At 73.0% G+C, this 18512-nt stretch carries 12 protein-coding genes and 2 pseudogenes; 5 read left to right on the top strand and 9 right to left on the bottom strand.

The genetic code is table 11. The annotated features are described in order from the left end of the window. Nucleotides 1–209: 209 nt before the first annotated feature. From MCBG_RS00125 to MCBG_RS00115, 3 genes are all read right to left on the bottom strand, one after another. Nucleotides 210–947 carry an ABC transporter permease gene (locus MCBG_RS00125; protein WP_043322827.1) on the bottom strand — a complete coding sequence of 246 codons (738 nt, stop codon included), beginning with the start codon at nt 945–947 and terminating at the stop codon, nt 210–212. Next, the gene (locus tag MCBG_RS00120; protein ID WP_043322824.1) at nt 944–1885 is read right to left on the bottom strand and encodes an ABC transporter ATP-binding protein; all 942 of its coding nucleotides are present in this window, start codon (nt 1883–1885) and stop codon (nt 944–946) included. Before MCBG_RS00120 ends, MCBG_RS00125 begins: the two co-directional genes overlap by 4 nt. A gap of 304 nt (nt 1886–2189) precedes the next feature. Beyond that, nucleotides 2190–2855, bottom strand: coding sequence for an HAD-IA family hydrolase (locus tag MCBG_RS00115; protein ID WP_043322821.1), 666 nt, complete (start codon nt 2853–2855; stop codon nt 2190–2192). 197 nt (nt 2856–3052) lie between these two features. On the opposite strand from MCBG_RS00115, the pseudogene MCBG_RS00110 reads away from it, so the two are divergent. Together MCBG_RS00110 and MCBG_RS31390 are read left to right on the top strand one after the other, a co-directional pair. Next, a pseudogene (locus MCBG_RS00110) lies at nt 3053–4360 on the top strand (acyl-CoA synthetase); the annotation flags it as partial. 14 nt (nt 4361–4374) lie between these two features. Then, nucleotides 4375–4951 (top strand): annotated as a pseudogene (locus MCBG_RS31390) (acyl-CoA synthetase); the annotation flags it as partial. Here MCBG_RS31390 and MCBG_RS00100 read toward each other — a convergent pair. Further along, the gene (locus MCBG_RS00100) at nt 4948–5610 is read right to left on the bottom strand and encodes a 4'-phosphopantetheinyl transferase family protein (RefSeq protein ID WP_043322816.1); all 663 of its coding nucleotides are present in this window, start codon (nt 5608–5610) and stop codon (nt 4948–4950) included. The pseudogene MCBG_RS31390 and the gene MCBG_RS00100 sit on opposite strands and share 4 nt — an antisense overlap. A gap of 156 nt (nt 5611–5766) precedes the next feature. On the opposite strand from MCBG_RS00100, the gene MCBG_RS00095 reads away from it, so the two are divergent. Next, nucleotides 5767–6204 carry a cold-shock protein gene (locus MCBG_RS00095; RefSeq protein ID WP_043322813.1) on the top strand — a complete coding sequence of 146 codons (438 nt, stop codon included), beginning with the start codon at nt 5767–5769 and terminating at the stop codon, nt 6202–6204. 42 nt (nt 6205–6246) lie between these two features. Here MCBG_RS00095 and MCBG_RS33350 read toward each other — a convergent pair whose 3' ends face one another. Together MCBG_RS33350 and MCBG_RS00090 are read right to left on the bottom strand one after the other, a co-directional pair. Then, complete coding sequence (locus MCBG_RS33350; protein ID WP_255358556.1) at nt 6247–6729, bottom strand: AMP-binding enzyme; 483 nt, start codon at nt 6727–6729, stop codon at nt 6247–6249. After that, nucleotides 6672–7442 (bottom strand): AMP-binding protein, encoded by a 771-nt coding sequence (locus MCBG_RS00090; protein ID WP_255358648.1) that lies wholly within the window; start codon nt 7440–7442, stop codon nt 6672–6674. The genes MCBG_RS33350 and MCBG_RS00090 overlap by 58 nt, the downstream gene beginning before the upstream one ends. Nucleotides 7443–8894: 1452 nt before the next feature. On the opposite strand from MCBG_RS00090, the gene MCBG_RS00085 reads away from it, so the two are divergent. Continuing rightward, the gene (locus MCBG_RS00085) at nt 8895–11750 is read left to right on the top strand and encodes an AAA family ATPase (RefSeq protein ID WP_043322811.1); all 2856 of its coding nucleotides are present in this window, start codon (nt 8895–8897) and stop codon (nt 11748–11750) included. 513 nt (nt 11751–12263) lie between these two features. After that, complete coding sequence (locus MCBG_RS34905; protein WP_043322809.1) at nt 12264–15086, top strand: helix-turn-helix transcriptional regulator; 2823 nt, start codon at nt 12264–12266, stop codon at nt 15084–15086. Between the two features lie 109 nt (nt 15087–15195). Here MCBG_RS34905 and MCBG_RS00075 read toward each other — a convergent pair whose 3' ends face one another. The 3 genes from MCBG_RS00075 to MCBG_RS00065 form a co-directional block, all read right to left on the bottom strand. After that, nucleotides 15196–16035, bottom strand: a complete 840-nt coding sequence (locus MCBG_RS00075; protein ID WP_043322806.1) for an ABC transporter permease — start codon at nt 16033–16035, stop codon at nt 15196–15198. Next, complete coding sequence (locus MCBG_RS00070; RefSeq protein WP_043322803.1) at nt 16032–17084, bottom strand: ABC transporter ATP-binding protein; 1053 nt, start codon at nt 17082–17084, stop codon at nt 16032–16034. Before MCBG_RS00070 ends, MCBG_RS00075 begins: the two co-directional genes overlap by 4 nt. 87 nt (nt 17085–17171) lie before the next feature. Beyond that, on the bottom strand, nt 17172–18512 hold a 1341-nt coding region (locus tag MCBG_RS00065), incomplete at its 5' end, for an alpha/beta fold hydrolase (RefSeq protein ID WP_043322799.1).

Below are 18512 nucleotides of genomic sequence, written 5' to 3'. Positions count from 1 at the left end.
GGGCGACGCGGTTCGGTCCACACAGGTCCAACGACACCCGTTGCCGGGTGAACGGACGCTCCGCGGTCGAACGTCCTTGTCCGGTGAGCGGCCACCCGTTCAGCTCCGAACGTAGTGCAGATCACATTTCGTGAGCACCCTTAGCGCACCCCTAGAAACGGCCCTGGGCAGCGACGATGCCGGCGGACCAGCCCGGTCGGGAGGCGGGCTCACTCCCAGCGGAAGAACCGCGTCGCCCCCAGGGCGGCGACGGCGGCCGTGACAGCCAGGGCGATCAGCTGCGGCAGCTCGGGGTCGGCCCCCGCCCACGCCGCGCCGATGGTGTCGACAGTCGCGCCGAGCGGCGAGTAGTCGGCCACGGCCGCCAGGGCACCCGGCATCCGGTCGCGGGGCAGCCAGGCGCCGGCCAGGAAGAGCAGCGGGAAGAACAGCGCGGGGCCGATCGACTGTGCCGCCCGGGCCGACGGCGCCAGCGCCGCGATCAGCAGGCCGACGGCGAACAGGCACGCGACCCCGAGGAGGAAGGCCAGTACGAACCCGGGCAGGTTGGCCGGCGCCGGCTGGTCCAGCAGGAACCGCACGGCGATCGAGGTGACCACCGCACCGAGCACGCCCATCACGAGGTTGACCACGACCTGGGCGACCAGCAGCAGCGCGGGCTGCACCGGGGTGGTCGCCAGACGGCGCAGGATCCGGCGTTCCCGGTAGATGCCCAGCGCCATCGGCAGGGTGAAGAGCGCGAGCATGCCGATGGTGAGAGCCAGCGCGAGCGACGGCAGGAACGTCTGCTCGGCGTGCTGGCCGGTGTCGGCGGCGGTACCGGCACGCTGCGGCAGGCCGAAGACGAGCATCAGGCCGATCGGCAGGGCGAAGACGAAGAACAACGACACGGGCTCCCGGAGGAACAGCTTCGTCTCGACGGCGATCAGCTTGGACAGGGCGCTCACGACGACCTCCCGTCGGTCGGGGACTGCGCGGCGGCCCGGCCGCCGCGGCCGGTCAGGGCGACGAAGGCGTCGTCGAGGGTGGGCTGCTCGACCCGCAGGTCCGTGTAGGTCGTCCCGCGCCCGTTGAGCACTGCCAGGACCGACTGGAGCACGTCCTTCGTGCCGGTCACCGTCACCTCCGCCCCGTAGCGGCTGACCCCGGTCACGTCGGGCGCGGCGAGCAGCAGGGCGTCCTCGACCGGCTCCGCCGGGCGGAAGTGCACCCGGTGCTCGCTGCCGACCCGGGCGAGCAGGCCAGCGGGGCTGTCGATGGCCACCATCCGCCCCTTGTCGATGATCGCGATCCGGTCACAGAGTCGTTGCGCCTCCTCCATGAAGTGGGTGACCAGCACGACGGTGACGCCGCGGTCGCGAATCCGCTCGACGAGATCCCAGGTGTCCCGGCGGCCCTGCGGGTCGAGGCCCGTGGTCAGCTCGTCGAGGATGGCGATCTCCGGCCTGCCCACCAGCGCCAGGGCCACCGACAGCCGCTGCTTCTGCCCGCCGGAGAGCTTCTGGAAGTAGGTGTTGCGCTGCTCGGCCAGGCCGAGGTCGGTCAGCAGCTCGTCGATGTCGGCCCGGTTGCGGTAGAAGGACCGGTACAGGTCCAGCGCCTCCCGCACCCGCACCTTGTCCGGCAGTTGGCTCTCCTGGAGCTGGGCGCCGACGCGCTGGCGCACCTCGGTGCGGTCGCGCACCGGGTCCAGCCCGAACACCCGGACGGTCCCGCCGTCGGGACGGCGCAACCCCTGCACGCATTCCACAGTGGTCGTCTTGCCGGCGCCGTTCGGGCCGAGGACGCCGAAGATCTCGCCCTGCTCGACGGTGAAGGAAACGTCGTCGACCGCGACCTTCTCGCCGTACCGCTTCTGCAGATGATCGACCTCGATGACCGGCATCCGGGATGGTCCTCCTTCATGTGCGGTTTGCCGCCGGGAAGGGCGGACCACTCGGCTGATCGCGGCGTCGGTCCGCGGCAACGGGCCGGACCCGGGCCGACCGACGCCCGACATCATCCGCGCAACCGATGCCCCGATCAACTGATCAGGTGACGAATCGGGGGTGTCGAGGCGAGAAACCATCCTCCACAGGGGTACCGCCCGGCGACAGGGGTGTCGCCCGGTCACGCCAGGTGTCCGGGCGTCCCGTCCGGGCGGGCGGCGGCTCCGGGCGGCTTCTCGCCCACGGATCCGGTGTGGCTCGTCACCGCCGTGCCGGGCAGAGCGGCAGCAGCTCGTCGAGCCGGGTCAGAACGACGTCCGGGCCGGCCGCGCGCAGCGTCTCCTCGTCGGACTCGCCCCACAGCGCGGCCACCGCCGTCACCCCGGCCGCCCGCGCGCTGGCCAGGTCGCTGGGCGCGTCGCCGACCATCAGCGCCTCCTCCGGCCGGGCCCCGAGCAGGTGCAGCGCCCGCCGTACGATATCGGGCGCGGGCTTCGGGCGGGGCACCTCGTCCGAGCCCACCACGTGGTCGACGAGCGGCAACAGGTCGAGCCGGCCGAGCAGGTCCCGGGCGCGTACACCGCTGCGGCCGGTGGCCACGGCGAGCCCGATCCCCCGCCGACGCAGGGTGCGCAGCAGCTCCGCCGCGCCGACGACCGGGCTGACCCGGTGTGCAAGGCGGTTGCTCTGCCGCACGAACGGCTCGGCGAGCGCCGCCGGCAGACCCATCAGCTCCAGCACCTCCGGCAGGTACCGGCCCGGGTGGCGGCAGTACTCGTCGACCGGGGCCAGGCCGTCGCCGACCACCTCGGCGTAGGCGAGGGCGAACGCCTCTCTGGCCACGGCGAGGCTGTCGACCAGCACCCCGTCGAGGTCGAACACCACCGCCCGGACACCGTCGGGTGCCGCCGTCGCCCTCGCGACCATCGATGTCACCTCCCCGCCCGCACGACCGCCACGGCCGGTAGGGGTGGCAGGCCGCGGAGACCCCCGACTACGGTCAGGACCGTTCTCCCGGCCCACCGGCGGCGCACTCGCCCGCCCGGATCCGGCGGTACCCCACGACCCTACCGGCGTCGCGGCCCCCGGCAGGGCTCGGACCGGGCCGCTGAGAGGATCGCACCATGCCGCTGCTGGGCTGGCTGACGAAGACAACCGACGAGCACCCGGACGCGATCCGGGTCGGCGGCCGGGCGGCGTCCTGGGTGGAGCTTCGCCGCCTTGCCACGGCGGTGGCCGACGAGCTGCGCGGCGTCGACCGGGTGGCGATCGAGGCCACCGCCACCCTGGAGACCGTGGTCGGCGTGGTGGGCGCGCTGACGGCCGGGGTTGCGGTCGTGCCGATCCCGCCGGACGCCGGGCCGATGGAGCGCGATCACATCCTGCGCGACTCGGACGCGACGGCGCTGCTGGCCCCGGCCGGCGCGGAACGCACCGTCGGTGACGCCGGCCGGCCCGTCGTACCCGTCGACCTGACCCGCCGGTCGGACACCGTCCACCCCGAGCCGGATCCGGCCTGCACCGCGGTGATCCTCTACACCAGCGGCACCACCGGCGCCCCGAAGGGCGCCGTGATCTCCCGCCGCGCGATCGCCGCCTGCCTCGACGGGCTGGCCGACGCCTGGGCATGGACGCCGGACGACCTGCTGGTGCACGGCCTGCCGCTGTTCCACGTGCACGGGCTGGTGCTCGGCGTGCTCGGACCACTGCGGCTGGGCGGCCGGCTGCACCACGTGGGCCGCCCCCGCCCCGACCGGTACGCCGCCGCCAACGGCACGATGTACTTCGGGGTGCCGACGGTGTGGTCCCGAATCGCCGCCGCCCCGGACGCGGCCCGGGCGCTGCGTCCGGCGCGGCTGCTGGTCTCGGGCAGCGCGGCGCTGCCGGCGGCGGTCTTCGCCGACCTCGCCACCCTCACCGGTCACCGGGTCGTCGAGCGGTACGGGATGACCGAGACCCTGATCACTGTGAGCGCCCGGACGGACGGCCCACGCCGGCCCGGCACCGTCGGGCTGGCGCTGCCCGGGGTCCGTACGCGGCTGGTCGGCGACGACGGCACCCCGCTCCCGGCCGACGGGGCGACGATGGGCGAGCTTCAGGTCACCGGCCCCACGCTGTTCGACGGCTACCTCAACCGTCCGGACGCCGACGCGGCGAGCCGTACCCCGGACGGTTGGTTCCGCACCGGGGACGTCGCCACCGTCGACCCGGACGGCTGGCACCGGATCGTCGGCCGGGCGTCGACCGACCTGATCAAGAGCGGTGGCTACCGGATCGGCGCCGGGGAGGTGGAGGACGCCCTGCTGACGCACCCGGGGGTCCGTGAGGCAGCCGTGGTGGGCACACCGCACCCCGACCTCGGTCAGCAGGTCACCGCGTACGTGGTGGGCGACGGGGTGGGCGAGGCCGAGCTGATCGACTTCGTGAGACGTACAGCCTAGACATGATATATACGAGCGCCCGGACGGACGGCCCACGCCGGCCCGGCACCGTCGGGCTGGCGCTGCCCGGGGTCCGTACGCGGCTGGTCGGCGACGACGGCACCCCGCTCCCGGCCGACGGGGCGACGATGGGCGAGCTTCAGGTCACCGGCCCCACGCTGTTCGACGGCTACCTCAACCGTCCGGACGCCGACGCGGCGAGCCGTACCCCGGACGGTTGGTTCCGCACCGGGGACGTCGCCACCGTCGACCCGGACGGCTGGCACCGGATCGTCGGCCGGGCGTCGACCGACCTGATCAAGAGCGGTGGCTACCGGATCGGCGCCGGGGAGGTGGAGGACGCCCTGCTGACGCACCCGGGGGTCCGTGAGGCAGCCGTGGTGGGCACACCGCACCCCGACCTCGGTCAGCAGGTCACCGCGTACGTGGTGGGCGACGGGGTGGGCGAGGCCGAGCTGATCGACTTCGTGGCCCGGCACCTTTCGGCGCACAAGCGACCACGCGAGGTGCGCCTGGTCGACGCCCTGCCCCGCAACGCCCTGGGGCAAGGTGCAGAAGACGCGGCTCAGCGCCGACGGTTAGGACGCGACCGCCGGGATGCTGATCGCGGTGACCACCAGTCCCCGCTCGACCAGGAACCTGCCCGCGAACGCCCGCACCTCGGCCCCGCCGAGCACCGGACCGGGCACCAGCAGCCGGGCCTCGAACGTGCCGGCCGGGTCGAACACGATGTCCGCCTCGGAGAAGTCCAGCCACTGGCCGGTGAGCGGGAACCACGCCTTGTACACCGCCTCCTTGGCGCTGAACAACAGGCGGTCCCAGCAGACGGCGGGGCGGACCGCGCCCAGCGTGACGGTGCGCGACCGTTCGGCCGGCAGGGCGATCGCTCCGAGCACCCCGTCGGGCAGCGGGGCGTGCGGCTCGGCGTCCACCCCGAGGCTGGCGAACGCCGCCGTACGGCCGACGACCGCCGCCCGGTAGCCATCGCAGTGCGTCATACTGCCGACCACGCCGTCGGGCCAGAGCGGGGCACCGCGTGCGCCGGAGACGATCGGCGCCGGGGCGAGGCCCAGCTCGCCGAGAGCCAGCCGGGCGCAGTGCCGCACGGTGGTGAACTCCCGGCGTCGTTTCTCCACCGACCGTGCCACCAGCGCCTCCTCCTCGGGGAACAGGGTCACGCCGGCGGGATCGGTGAAGGACTCGGACACCGCCACGGTGGAGGGCAGGATCTGCTCGATCACGTTGGCCGATGGTAGGCGCTGCGGCACCCCTCGCCGCGGCGGGCCTCGGCGATAGGTGCACCATAGGGGTCGGGTACGGGTGCCGGCCTGCACGGGACAGGTGCCACTCTGAGCGCCGTCCCGGTCCTGCGGGCGGGGCACCTGGATTTGGGGCGGATGGACGCGGGAATGGCGATGCTCACTGGCAAAGTGGTGCGGTTCGACGAGGTGCGGGGCTACGGGTTCATCGCCCCGGACGACGGCAGCGACGACGTGTTCGTGCACGCGAACATGCTCGACGGCGACAAGTGGGCGCTGACGCCCGGCGTCCCGGTCGAGTACGAAGCGGTGGAGACCGAGCGCGGGCCCAAGGCCGTGCTGGTGCGGGTGTCCGGCGTCACGGTCGGCGGCGGGCGCAGCAGGGACAGCGGGCAGGCCACGGGCGGCGCGGAGGACGACGAGGGCCTGTGCGACGTCCTCTCCGAGCGGGCCTTCTCCGCGGAGACCACCGAGGCGCTGGTGACCTCCGTGTCGGACCTGACCGGAGCGCAGATCGTGGCGGTACGTGCGAGGATGCTGGAGCTGGCCCGGCGGCACGGCTGGGTGGAGGGCTGACCGTGGCGGGGGCGGGTCACCGCTGCCCCCTGTCCGGCCGGCTCAGCCGCCGGCGATCAGCAGGGACTTCCTGATCCGCCCGAAGGCGCTGCGCGGCAACTCGTCGACGAAGTGCACCCGCCGGGGGCGCTGGCCCGCCGAGAGGTACCGGCCGACGTGGTCGATGAGCACCTGCGCGGTCACCCCCTCGGCGACGACGTAGGCGGTGACCTGCTCGCCGAGCGCGTGGTGCGGCGTGCCGACGACGGCGGCGTCGCGCACGCCGGGGTGGCTCAGCAACGCCTCCTCGATCTGCCCGGCGGGCATCCGCCGGCCCCGGCTGTGCACCACGTCGAGCCCGCGTCGCCCGATGATCCGGTACGTGCCGTCGGGGGCCACGCTGGCCAGGTCGCCGGTGGCGTGCCAGCGACCGGCGGCGAGGCTCCGCCCGCCGACGTACCCGCTGAACAGCATCGGCCCGCAGACGCTCAACTCGCCCGCCGACTGGCCGTCGGCCGGCACCGGCCGGTCCTCGCGGTCCAGCACGCGCGTCTCGACGCCGGGCAGGGGGGGTGCCGACAGCGCCCGGCACCGTACGGTCGCCGGGGCGCCCGGTCAGCGCGACGAGCGTCTCGGTGGTGCCGTAGGCCTGCACCGGCCGGTGCGAGGTGAGCAGTCGGAGCCGTTCGGCCACGGCGCGGGCCAGCGGGCCGTCCGCGGAAACGAGGATCCGCGCCGCGGACAGCGGCCGGGCCCGGTGGCCGTCCAGCGCTATCTTCGCCCCACTGGTCGGGCGACGCCAGGTGCACGGAGCCGACCGGCCCGGTGCCGGCGTGGTCGAGGTGGACGAAACGGCTGCCGGCCCGCAGCGCGCCGAGCAGGCCGACGACCAGACCGTACGCCCGGAACAGCGGGGTGCCCTGGACGACCACGTCCTCCTCGCTCCAGTGCCACGCACGGGCCAGAAGGTCGAGGTCGGCGGCGATGGCGCGGCGCGAGATGCGCACCCCTCGTGGCGGCCCTGATGCGCCACCTGTGTAGAGGATGACGGCGTCGCTGCCCGGGGCGGGCTCGGGATGCCGCGTCGAGGCGTGTTCTCGCAGGTCGACCGGGATCGTGGACAGGCCGTCGGCCCCGGACGGGGCACGGCCGAGGATCACCGTCGCTCCGGACTGCCGCAGGATACGGCGGCGTTCGCGTTCGTCGGCGCCGGGAGGCAGCGGTACGAGCGGTGCCCCGGCGAGGAGGGCGCCGAGCATTCCGACCACCGCTTCCAGCGTCGGTGTGCCGTCGACCGCGACCGCGGTCGCGCCCCTGATCCGATCAGCGACGGCGGTGACGCAGCCCAGCAGGGCCTCGCTGGAGAGGGCTTCTCCGGCCACCGTGACCGCGTCGGCCCGATCCGCACCGAATCCACGCAGCACCGGCAGCAGCGTCATCTCCGCTATCCCCTGCGCGGGGCCGCAACGAGTCGCGGCGGCAGCTGGGACATCACGACGGCCACAGAACCCTTCAGGTCTCGGGCCTGCACGGCCCCATGTCCGGCTATCCAGACGGTGGAGACCGGGTGCCCCGAAATTAGGGCCGGGCTATCGTCGGGCACAACCCCTAGCCGCCGAGTCCGAATCCCCCTGTCCGGGCCTACTGGCCAGCTAGGACCGAATCCCGGCCGTCCTGACACAACGGCCGACACGAGCGCTCACTCCGGCTCGGCGAACAATGCAGAGGCCGCATTTGTCCTCAGCGAGCGAAAATCGACCGTAAAACGTCCTCCTCGATGCCCGGCAGCTAGCCGTCACGGCTTTATCGCATTGACGTGTGCCGCATGAGACCAGCCTTCGGGCCGGATGGGACCGCAGGCCTCCGCAACCAACGGGACACTCGGATTCATAATTCTTTTTCATACATAATCGCAGAATCTCCCAAACGTCCGAATCGTGGCCCGCCGACGCACACCAAGCCTCGACCGCCGGCAGGGCCGGACAGGCATCGATCGCAGTTCCGGCATCAATGCCTTACATCGCAACAATCGAGCGCCTCCGGCAATTGCCGGAGCCCCGACCGGACCCCACGGCCCCGCCCCGGGGACGGACGACACCTCCACAGCAGCTTCCGGCACCACACCCGCCCGCGCCGGGATCGGCACGGGCGGGGTCACGAACGCCGAGTTCAACGACGATGACGCCCAGCTCGACGCCTCCGCACGCCGCGACCGCGGCAGCTTCGAACCTTGCGGCGAGAGCGACCGGTAACGCCCGGACGTCGGATTAGCACGGAAGAGCCCATTCGCCAATCAGCAGGCGGGCCGAATAAGCGGAACCATCGGCTCAGGAGAGCGCTCTGTCACGGTACGGGACCAGCCGGCGACTTTCCGTCGCCACCCCCGGTCGGGTCACCCGAGACAAGTAACCCATGTTTGCCCATCCTTTACACAACTCGGCTTGCCGCCCAATTGCCCAACTGCCATACTCCCACCATCAAGCAGGTCGATAGGAAGTGTCGACCCCGAGAGAGCTGGGGAATTATCGCCGACGCACACGGGAACACGGCTCGCAGCAGCCAACCGGTCAAGTCGGTCGATGGCGCACCGGCAAAGCTCGACACCAGTCGATCCTTGCCGATAATGGAATGGGTCAAGAATTGCCGGTCTCCAATTTGGTCGAGCTGTCGGGCCGCACCGGGCACCCGGCCCTCCCCCGGAGGGGGCGGTGATGGAGCTGACCGAGCGTTCGAGCCAGCTCGGCCTGCTGGAGCGCCGACTCGCAGACCTGCTCCGCGGCGGCACCTCGCCGACCGACCGGCCGGTGACCGTGCTGACCGGCCCGGTCGGCTCCGGCAAGACCGCGCTCTCACAGGCCTTCGCCCGGCGCGCCTGCGACGCCGGAGCACGGGTCATCGGCGCGAGCGCCTCCCGCGCGGAGCGCAGCGTACCGCTGGAGGTCGTCCGGCAGCTCGTCCGCGCGGTGCCGTCGTGCGCCGCGGACGCCCCCGACATCCGGGCCCGCCTCGCCCGGCTGCTGGACGCGGGCGCCCTCGCATGGAGCGACGCCGATCCGGCGGACGCGGAGAACGCCCGGCTCACCGCCGCCATCGGGCGCGCCCTGCTCGAACTGACCTCGCGGGGGCCGCTGGTCATCGTGGTGGACGACATCCACCACGCGGACGTGCCGTCGCTGCGCTGTCTCGATTACGTGGCCCGGCGGCTCTCCGGCCTATCCGTGCTGATGGTCCTGACGGAGGCGCCACGCACCCGGCCGTGGCAGGCGGACGTGCACGCCGAGATGCTGCAACCGGCGAAGCTGCACCGCATCCGCCTGCCGCTGCTCACCGCCGAGGGGACGTTCCATCTGCTCGCCCAGCGGCTCGACATCCCGCTCGCCCGCAGCATCGCCGAGGAGAGCCACCGGATCAGCGGCGGGAATCCGCTCCTGGTGCACGCGCTCGCCGATGACCAGGCAGCCGCGCCACGGTCCGCCGGCGCCCCGGCGGTCGGCGAGTCGTTCCGGGAGGCCGTGCTGAGCTGCCTGTACCGCTGCGACCGCCTGGTGCTCAACGCCGCCCGGGTGCTCGCCGTGACCGGCGAGCCGCTGCACGGCAGCCTGCTGCCGCATCTCGTCGACGCCCGGTTGCACCCCGCGCTGGGCGCTGTCGACAAGTCGACCAGCGCGGGGCTGATCGACGAACAGGGGTTGCGCCATCCGGCGGTGACCCAGGCCGTGATCGACGGGATGACCGCCGAGGAACGCGTACGGCTGCATCTGGGAGCAGCCCGCCTGCTGCACGACGACGGCGCGCCCCCGGCCCGCATCGCGCCGCACCTGGTGGACATCGGCGAGCTGGCCGAACCCTGGATGGCGCAGACCCTGCTGGACGCCGGCGAGCAGGCGCTGCTCGACGGCGAGGTGGAGACCGCCCTGCGGTACCTGCGCCGGGCGCACCGCAGTGGCGTCGGCGAGTGTCTGCGGGCGCGGATCCGCTCCGCGCTGGCGCGCGCCGAGTGGCGACTCGACCCGCAGGCCACGATCCCCCACCTGGTCAGCGTCGCCACCGCCATCCGGGCCGGGCACCTCGGCAGCCAACAGGCCGCCGGTCCCATCCAGTACCTCCTCTGGCACGGTGAGATCGACAAGGCCGTCGACCTGGTCAGGCACCTCAGCGAGCGGTCGGATCCCGCAGATCCGCAGTCCGTGGCCGAGCTGCTCATCATCACCGGCTGGATCTCGACGCTCTATCCCGGGGTCATGGTCGACCGGCCCGCGCCCGCCGTGGCCGCGCGGGATCCGCTCACGCTGGCCCGGGTCAAGCACGGGCTCAGCGGAGTCATCCTGCTGTCCGGCGTGCTGGCCCGGGGTGACGCGGGCGTGGTCGAGCAGGCCGAGCGGACACTGTCGACCACCGGGCCGGACGACGAACCGCACATGTGGAGGGTCATCTGCGCCCTCATCGCCATGATCTACGCCGACCAGCTCGACCTGGCCGACGACTGGTGCGACCGGCTGGACCGCCACCTCGCCACCCCGCACCACCCCACCCCCTCGGCCACGCTCACCGCCCTGCGGGCCGCCGTCGCCGGCCGGCTCGGCGACCTCCCCCGCGCCGGCAAGCTGGCCGACGAGGCACTGGGGCAGCTCTCGCCGAAAGGCTGGGGGGTGGTGATCGGGATACCTCTCGCCGTCCGGATACGGGCCCTGACCTATATGGACCAGCTCGACACGGCGGCCGCCTGCCTTCAGGTGCCGGTGCCGCCGGCGATCTTCGAGACCCCGCTCGGGCTGCACTACCTGCACGCCCGCGGGACGCACGCCCTCGCCGCGGGAAGCCCCGAGGCCGCGCTGGCCGACTTCCAGCTCTGCGGGCAGCTGATGCAGCGGTGGCAGCTGGACTTCTCGGGCCTGGTGCCGTGGCGTACCGAGTCGGCTCGGGCACTGCTCCGGATGGGCCGCCGTCTGCAGGCGCGCAAGCTGGTGCGCGACGAGTTGGCCCGGCTGCGGCCCGTCCATGTCCGGTACCGGGCCGCGGCCCTGCGGGTTCTGGCCGCGACCGAGGAGGGACAGGAACGGATCCCGCACCTGCGCAGCGCCGTACGGCTGCTGCGGCAGTGCGGCGACCGGATGGAACTGGCGCACAACCTTGCCGACCTCGGTCACGCCTACGAGCAGGCCGGCGACCGGCGGCAGGCCCGCGCCGCGACCCGGTCGGCCCGGGCTCTCGCCGAGGAGTGCGGCATCCCGACGTTGTGGCCCAGCGCCCTGTCCACCAGGGACGGCGCCACCGGCAGCCGGGCGGATGCGGCGGTCCTGGTCCAGGGCCTGACGGACACCGAATCCAGGATGGCCACCCTGGCCGCCCAGGGTCACACCAATCGTGAGATCGCCGAGAAGCTCTTCCTGACGGTCAGCGCGATCGAACAGCGGATGACGCGCATCTACCGGAAGCTGGACGTCAACTCGCGCGGCGAACTCGCCGGACGGCTACGGTTCGACCGCTCCGGCACGACGGTGCTGGATCCGCTGACGCGGGGCACGGACCCCCCGGGCGGCCGTCCGTCCGGCCCTCGGCCGCGCTGATCCCGGTCGGGCTTCCGCACGGAACAGCCGACGGGCGTCACGCGACCGTCACCCTCGCCGACCGTCGCGAAGAGTTCGCTCACCACCACTGTGGGTACCGTCGGCGTGCGCCGGGAGTCGCGGTGTGGCACCATCGAGCCGTACGCCCCGACACCAGCCGCTCACCGGCGTGTCGCCGCCCCCGGGCCGATCGGCTCCAACACCCATCACCCCGAACCGCGCAACCCCTAAATGCCTTCCGGGGCCCGCAGGTTTGGGTGCGAAACGATGGGGTCTCACGCCCGTTGTCGCACCATCATGCCGGTGCCAGACTCGCCTCGACACGCGGACCGTACGGCGAGAAGACCGGTCCGACGAAGGATTTCAGGTCCACCCGGCGTGGCCGCCCGGCGCGCTCCACCCCTACCCGTCGAGACGCGGGCGGAGGGGCGGCTGTCTCCGGCAGGGGTGGCGGTGTCGGGCCGCACCGGCGTTTCCAGGCCCGCGCCGCGTACAAGGAGGGCTTACGCGCAGGTGTTGGTTCAGCAAGAGGAACAGATCACCCGTCTGCGGCGCGTGTTCCACGCGTGCGAAGAGCAGCAGCGCGGACACGTCGCGCTGGTCACCGGTGCCGTGGGCAGCGGCAAGACCAGCCTGCTGGAGTCGTTCGGCGAGTGGACGGCCGGCTCCCGCGGGCAGGTGATGAGCGCGACCGGCTCGCGGGCGGAGCGCGGTCTCCACCTGGGAGTCGTCGGGCAGCTGTTCCACAGTGCACGACTCGCCCCGGAGGCCGCCGCCCACGTCGGGAAGCTGCTGCGCGACGCCACCTCCGCGGTGCCGCTGCCCGAAGTCGGCGGCGAGGCGTCCGACGTAGACCGGGCCTGGGCACCCCTGCTGCACGGCCTCTTCACCACCCTGATCGACCTGACGGCCAACGGGCCCCTGGTCCTCCTCGTCGACGACGTGCACCACGCGGACCCGGCCTCGCTGCACTGCCTGCTCTACGTGACCCGGCGGCTGCGCCACGCCCGGATCATGGTCGTGTTCGCGGAGGCGTCGACGCTGCGCCCGCCGCACCAGCTGTTCCGCGCCGAGCTGCTCAGCCAGCCGCACTTCTCCCGGATCGGCCTGCCACCACTGACCGTCGACGCCGTCGCCCGGCTGGTCGAGGGCGCCGTCGACGACGCCGACACCCGCAGGACCGCGGAACACTACGTACGGATGACCGGAGGCAATCCACTGCTCACCCGGGCGCTGCTCGACGAACGGGCCGGTGGCGGGGGCAGCGACCACGACCTTCCGTCCGTCGGTGACGCGTTCGACCAGGCCGTGCTCGGGTGCCTCTACCGCCACGAGCCCGGGGTACGCCGGGTGGCCCAGGCGCTCGCCGTGCTCGACCGGCCCGCGTCGGCCGAACTGCTCGGCCACCTCCTCGACGTGATGCCCGCGACCACGGTCCCGGCGGTGCGGGTGTTGCGTACCTCGGGTCTGATGGAGTCCGACCAGCTACGCCACTCGCGTATCCTGCACTCGATCCTCGCTGACATGTCGGCCGACGAGCGGCGCGCCCTGCACCAGCGGGCCGCCGAGGTGCTGCACGACCGCGGCGCCGAGGCGAGCGTGGTAGCCGAGCACCTCGTGGCCGCCGGTGCGACGGTGGCCGGCTGGCGGGTGCCGGTGCTCCAGGACGCCGCCGGTCACGCGCTCTCGTCCGGCCGGCCCGACGTGGCGGCGGCCTGCCTGCGGCTGCTCGCCAGCGCGCCGGTGGACGAGCGGCAACGCACCGCCACCACCGAGATGCTGGTGAATGCCCGCTGGCAGCTAAACCCGTTGACGGTGAACGGGCAGCTGACGGAGCTGGTGCAGACGGCGCGCGCCGCCGGCTGGTCCACCGATGCGAGCCTCTCCGCCGTGCCGTACCTGCTCTGGCAGGGCCGCGTCGACGAGGCTGCCGAGGCCGTCAGCGGCTTCTCGGCGGACGAGGAGCAGGCTCCGGCCACCCCGCCCGGCCGCCTGCGGATCATGCAGCTTCTGGTCTCCCTCTCCCACCCGGACCACCTGGCGAGCGTACGGCAGACGCCGGCCACCTGGAGCCGCGCGGCCGGCGCCCCGACCACCGTCAGCCCGCTCCTGCAGGCGGTCACGGTGCTCGGCACCGCGCTGACGCCGACCGCCGACAACGACACTGCGCCGACCGCCGAGCAGATCCTGCAGCGCCACCACACGGACGACGGCGCCCTCGGCCTGCTGACCGCGCCCCTGCTGGCGCTGCTCTGGGCCGGCCGGTCGGACCGGGCCGTGGTCTGGGGCGACGTGCTGCTCGACCGGCCGGTGGTTCAGCACGCGCCGGGCTGGCGGGCGGTGATCCGGGCGATCCGGGCGGAGGCGGCCCTGCGCGTCGGCGATCTGCCCGGTGCCGAGCACCACGCCCGCGCGGCCCTGGAGGACATGCCAGCCCCCGCCTGGGGAGTGGCGATCGCCGGACCGCTGTCCACCCTGATCGCGTCCGCGACGGAGTCGGGCCGGTTCGCCGAGGCTGACCGGTGGCTGGCCCACCCGACCCCGCCCGGCATCTTCCGCACCCCGTTGGGCCTGCACTACCTGGCCGCACGCGGCCGGCACCACCTGGCCGTACGCCGGCCGCACGCCGCCACCACCGACCTGCGGCGCTGCGGCGAGCTGATGCGCACGTGGGGGATCGACGCGGCCGGACTGGTGCCGTGGCGGCTGGAGCTGGCCCGGGTGCAGCTCAGCGTCGGCAACAAGACGCAGGCCATGCAGCTCCTGCAGGAGCAACTGCGGGTGCCGCACGGGGTCGACGACCGGACCCGGGGCCGTACGCTGCGCCTGCTCGCCACCACCGCCGCCCAGGACCACCGGCGCAAGCTGCTCTCCGAAGCGGTCAACCTGCTCCAGTCCAGCGGCGACCGGTTGGAGCTCGTCCGCGCCCTCGGCGACACCGGTCAGACGCTGCAGCGCGCCGGAGACTCCGCCCGCGCCCGGCTGCTCGTCCGCCGCGCCTACCAGCTCGCGCAGGACTGCGGGGCGTCGGTGCTGGCTCAGCGGCTGATCCGCCGGGAGCCGGGCAGTGGACTGCCGGCGTACCCGGCCGCCGCCGAACTCCAGGAACCGGACGACGGGCTGAGCGACGCCGAGCGGCGCGTTGCCGCGCTGGCCGCACACGGCCACACCAACCGCCAGATCTCCAGCAAGCTCTTCATCACGGTGAGCACTGTCGAGCAGCACCTGACCCGGGTCTACCGCAAGCTCGACGTGAAGCGCCGGACCGACCTGCCGTCCCGGCTCGTCGTGTATGCCGAGACGCTGGCCGACGAGGCACAGAGCGCCACGTCCTGACGGCTGTCGCAGGGGCGCGGTGACCACCGGCCCCCCTGCGACACGGGGCGAAAGCGAGGGCCCGAACCGCATCTGCGGTTCGGGCCCTCGGCGGATCGCGTCCGGGCGGTCAGTCCATGGCGCGGCGCATGAAGCCACGCATGCCGATCGCCGAGAACACCACGAAGACCCCGGTGAGGACACACATGCACAGCCAGAGCGGCAGCGACTCGACCCCCGGCGGGCCGACGAGCGACCGGGTCGCCTCGCTGATGTAGGTCAGCGGGTTCAGCGAACAGATCACCTGATACCAGCGCAGCGAGTCCAGGCCGAGCAGCGGGAACTGGGTGGCGCCGGTGAACATGATCGGGGTCATCACCACGGTGAACATGATCTGGATGTGCTGCGTGGGCACCAGGGTGCCGAAGGCGAGACCGACCGCCGCGCCGACCAGCGCGCCGATCGCCAACACCCCGACCACCTTGAGCACCACCGCCCAGGGCCAGGTGACGCCGAGCATGAGCATGCCGACCGGGATCAGCACCACACCGGCGATCAGGCCACGGATGCCCCCGAAAACGATCTTCTCCAGCGCCACCAGCGGGGTCGCCATGGGCGCCAGGAGGCGGTCCTCGATCTCCCGGGTGAAGGAGAAGTCCATCATCATCGGCAGCGCGGTGTTCTCCAGGCCGATCAGGAAGGCGTTCAGCGCGATGACGCCGGGCAGCAGCACGTTGGAGAAGTCGTCGCTGGCGTAGCCCAGGTCGCTGAGCACCTTGCCGAAGATCAGCAGCATGAACAGCGGCTGGATGAAGACCTGGAGCAGGAAGCCGATCAGCTCCCGGCCGGTGACGAACAGGTCCCGCGAGAGCACCGCGCGGAAGGTGGCGAGCTGGTCCAGCGCGCGCACCGGCGGCGGCGCCGCGGGCGGTGACGGCGCGGACGGGGGGGCGGGGGCGGTGACGCTCACCGAAGTTCCCTTCCGGTCAGGTGGATGAAGACATCTTCCAGACTGGGCTGGCCGATGTTGAGGTCACGAACCTCGCAACCCAGGTCGGCGAGGATCTTCATCGCCATCGGGATGGCGTTGGCCGGCTGACCGCTGGTGTAGACCCGGAAGGACAGGGGGGCGTCCGAGTCGGCGGGCGCGTCCGGGACCGGGGCGGGCACCGGCATCGCCGGCATGCCGGGAAACGCCGGCGCGGCGACGGGCACCTTGGCGGTCATCTTGAAGTGTTCCACCTGCTCCACGTCGGGGATCGCATCGAGCGCGGCCCGCACCTCCTCGGCGGAGGCGCCGGGGGTCACCACGAGGGTCAGGGTGCTGCTGCCCGGCAGCGTACGGGTCAGCGCGGACGGCGTGTCCATGGTGAGCAGCTTGCCGTGGTCGACGATGCCGACCCGGTCGCAGAGCTTCTCCGCCTCGTCCATGTCGTGCGTGGTGACCACCACTGTCACGCCGTCCCGTTTCAGCTCGGCGATCCGGTCGTGCACGAAGAGCCGGGACTGCGGGTCGAGGCCCGCCGACGGCTCGTCGAGGAAGAGCACCCGGGGCGAGTGCATCAGCGCGCGGGCGATCATCGTCCGCTGGGCGAGGCCGCCCGACAGGAAGTCGGTGCGGTGGTTCGCGAAGTCCTTGAGCCCCATCTGGTCCAGCAGCTCGTCCGCCCGCCGGATGCGCTGCGCCCGGGGCACCCGGTGGTAGGCCGCGTGGAACAGCAGGTTCTGCCGGACGGTCAGCGCCCGGTCCAGGTTCACCCGCTGCGGTACGACCGCCAGCAACTGCCGGGCGGCGGCGGGCGAGCCGATCACGTCCGCGCCGCACACCCGGGCCCGGCCCGAGGTGGCCCGCACCCGTGTGGTCAGCACCCCGATCGTCGTCGTCTTGCCCGCACCGTTCGGCCCGAGCAGGCCGAAGACCTCACCGGCGGCGACGGAGAAACTCAGCCCGTCCACCGCCGGTGGCATGTTGGGCTGGTACCGCTTGACCAGCTCCGTGACCACCACTGCCTCGTCCACGTCGTCATGCTCCGTCCTGGAACGTCGGTCCGATAGATGTATGTGTGCCGATAGGGGGCGCTAGGGGCACGCCAGGGGCGGAACCGGTCACAGACCCCGCGCGGCCAGCCAGCGCTGGACCGTGCCGGCGAGTTCCGGCCCCCGGTCGGCGACCATGCTGAAGTGGTCGCCGGCCGCGTCGACAGCCTCGTGCGGGTAGGGCCAGCGCGACCGCCAGCCGTCCGGTTCGCCGTCCCACTCCCCCAGCGGCTCGGTGGCCCGCACCAGCAGGGTCGCCGCCGCCATCTCGGTCGGCTGCCAGTCCAGGAACAGCGGCAGGTAGCCCGCCCACGCCGTCGTCCGCCAGTCGTCCATCGGCGTGTACGCGGTGTCCCGGTCGATCATCCCGTCGAGAAGCTGCGGCACCCACCCGCCGAGCACCTCGCTGTCGGCCGGGTAGGTGTCCATGAGCACCACCGCGTCCGGCGGGCGGCCCTGGCGTTCCAGCTCCCCGGCGAGCAGGTTGGCCACCATCGCACCACCGGAGTGACCAGCCACCACGAACGGGCCGGCACCGACGGTACGCAGCACCGTGTCGGCGTGCACCCGCAGCAGCGCGTCGAGGTCGGCGGGAAGCTCCTCGCCCACGCCGAACCCGGGGTTGGGCAGGGCCCACACGTCACGTACGCCCCGGAAGCCGGCGGCCAGCCGGGCGTACTCGTGCGCGCCGGAGAGCAGCGACATCGTGCAGCAGCACACCAACTGCGCCCGGGCGCCGCCCTCGGCCAGCCGGAGGATCCCGGCCGGGCGGGTGAGCTGCGCCGGCTCGCGGAAGCGGGGGCGGAACTGGGCGAGTTTGACCAGCAGTTCGGCATACCCGGCCGGGTCCTCGCGCGCCTTCGGCTGGTTGAACAACCCACCGAGCAGTCCGCCGCCGGCACTCTCCCCGGCAGGTCCACCGGCGTCGTCCGCGCCGAGGAGCTGGCCGAGCAGGTGAACGGCCAGCTCCGTAGGGGTGGGGTGGTCGAAGAGCAGGGTCGCCGACAGCTCCACCGCGGTCTCCTGGCGCAGCGCGTCGCGCAGTTCCAGTGCGGTCAGCGAGTCGAAGCCGAGTTCCAGGAAGTCCCGGTCGGCCTCGACCGCGTTGGGCGAGGCGTGCCCGAGGACGGTGGCCACCCGCGCCCGGACCAGGTCCAGCAGGATCCGGTGCCGGTCGCCGGCCGGAACGCCGGCCAGCCGCTCGCGCAGCGCGCGGGCGGGATCGGTCGCGGCGTCGCCGGCCCCCGGCTCCGCGCCGGCCGTCGCCTCGGGCACGCCGCGCAGTAGCGCGCTGGGCCGTACGGCGGTGAAGGCCGGCACGAACGCGGGCCAGTCGAGGTCGGCCACGGCCAGTTGGTCGTCGCCGCGGACCAGAGCCTGCCCCAGCGCGGACAGGGCCACGTCGGCGGG

Source organism: Micromonospora sp. M42 (assembly GCF_000568915.1).
Taxonomy (GTDB): domain Bacteria; phylum Actinomycetota; class Actinomycetes; order Mycobacteriales; family Micromonosporaceae; genus Micromonospora; species Micromonospora chalcea.
This window is presented reverse-complemented; position numbering and strand designations above follow the sequence as displayed.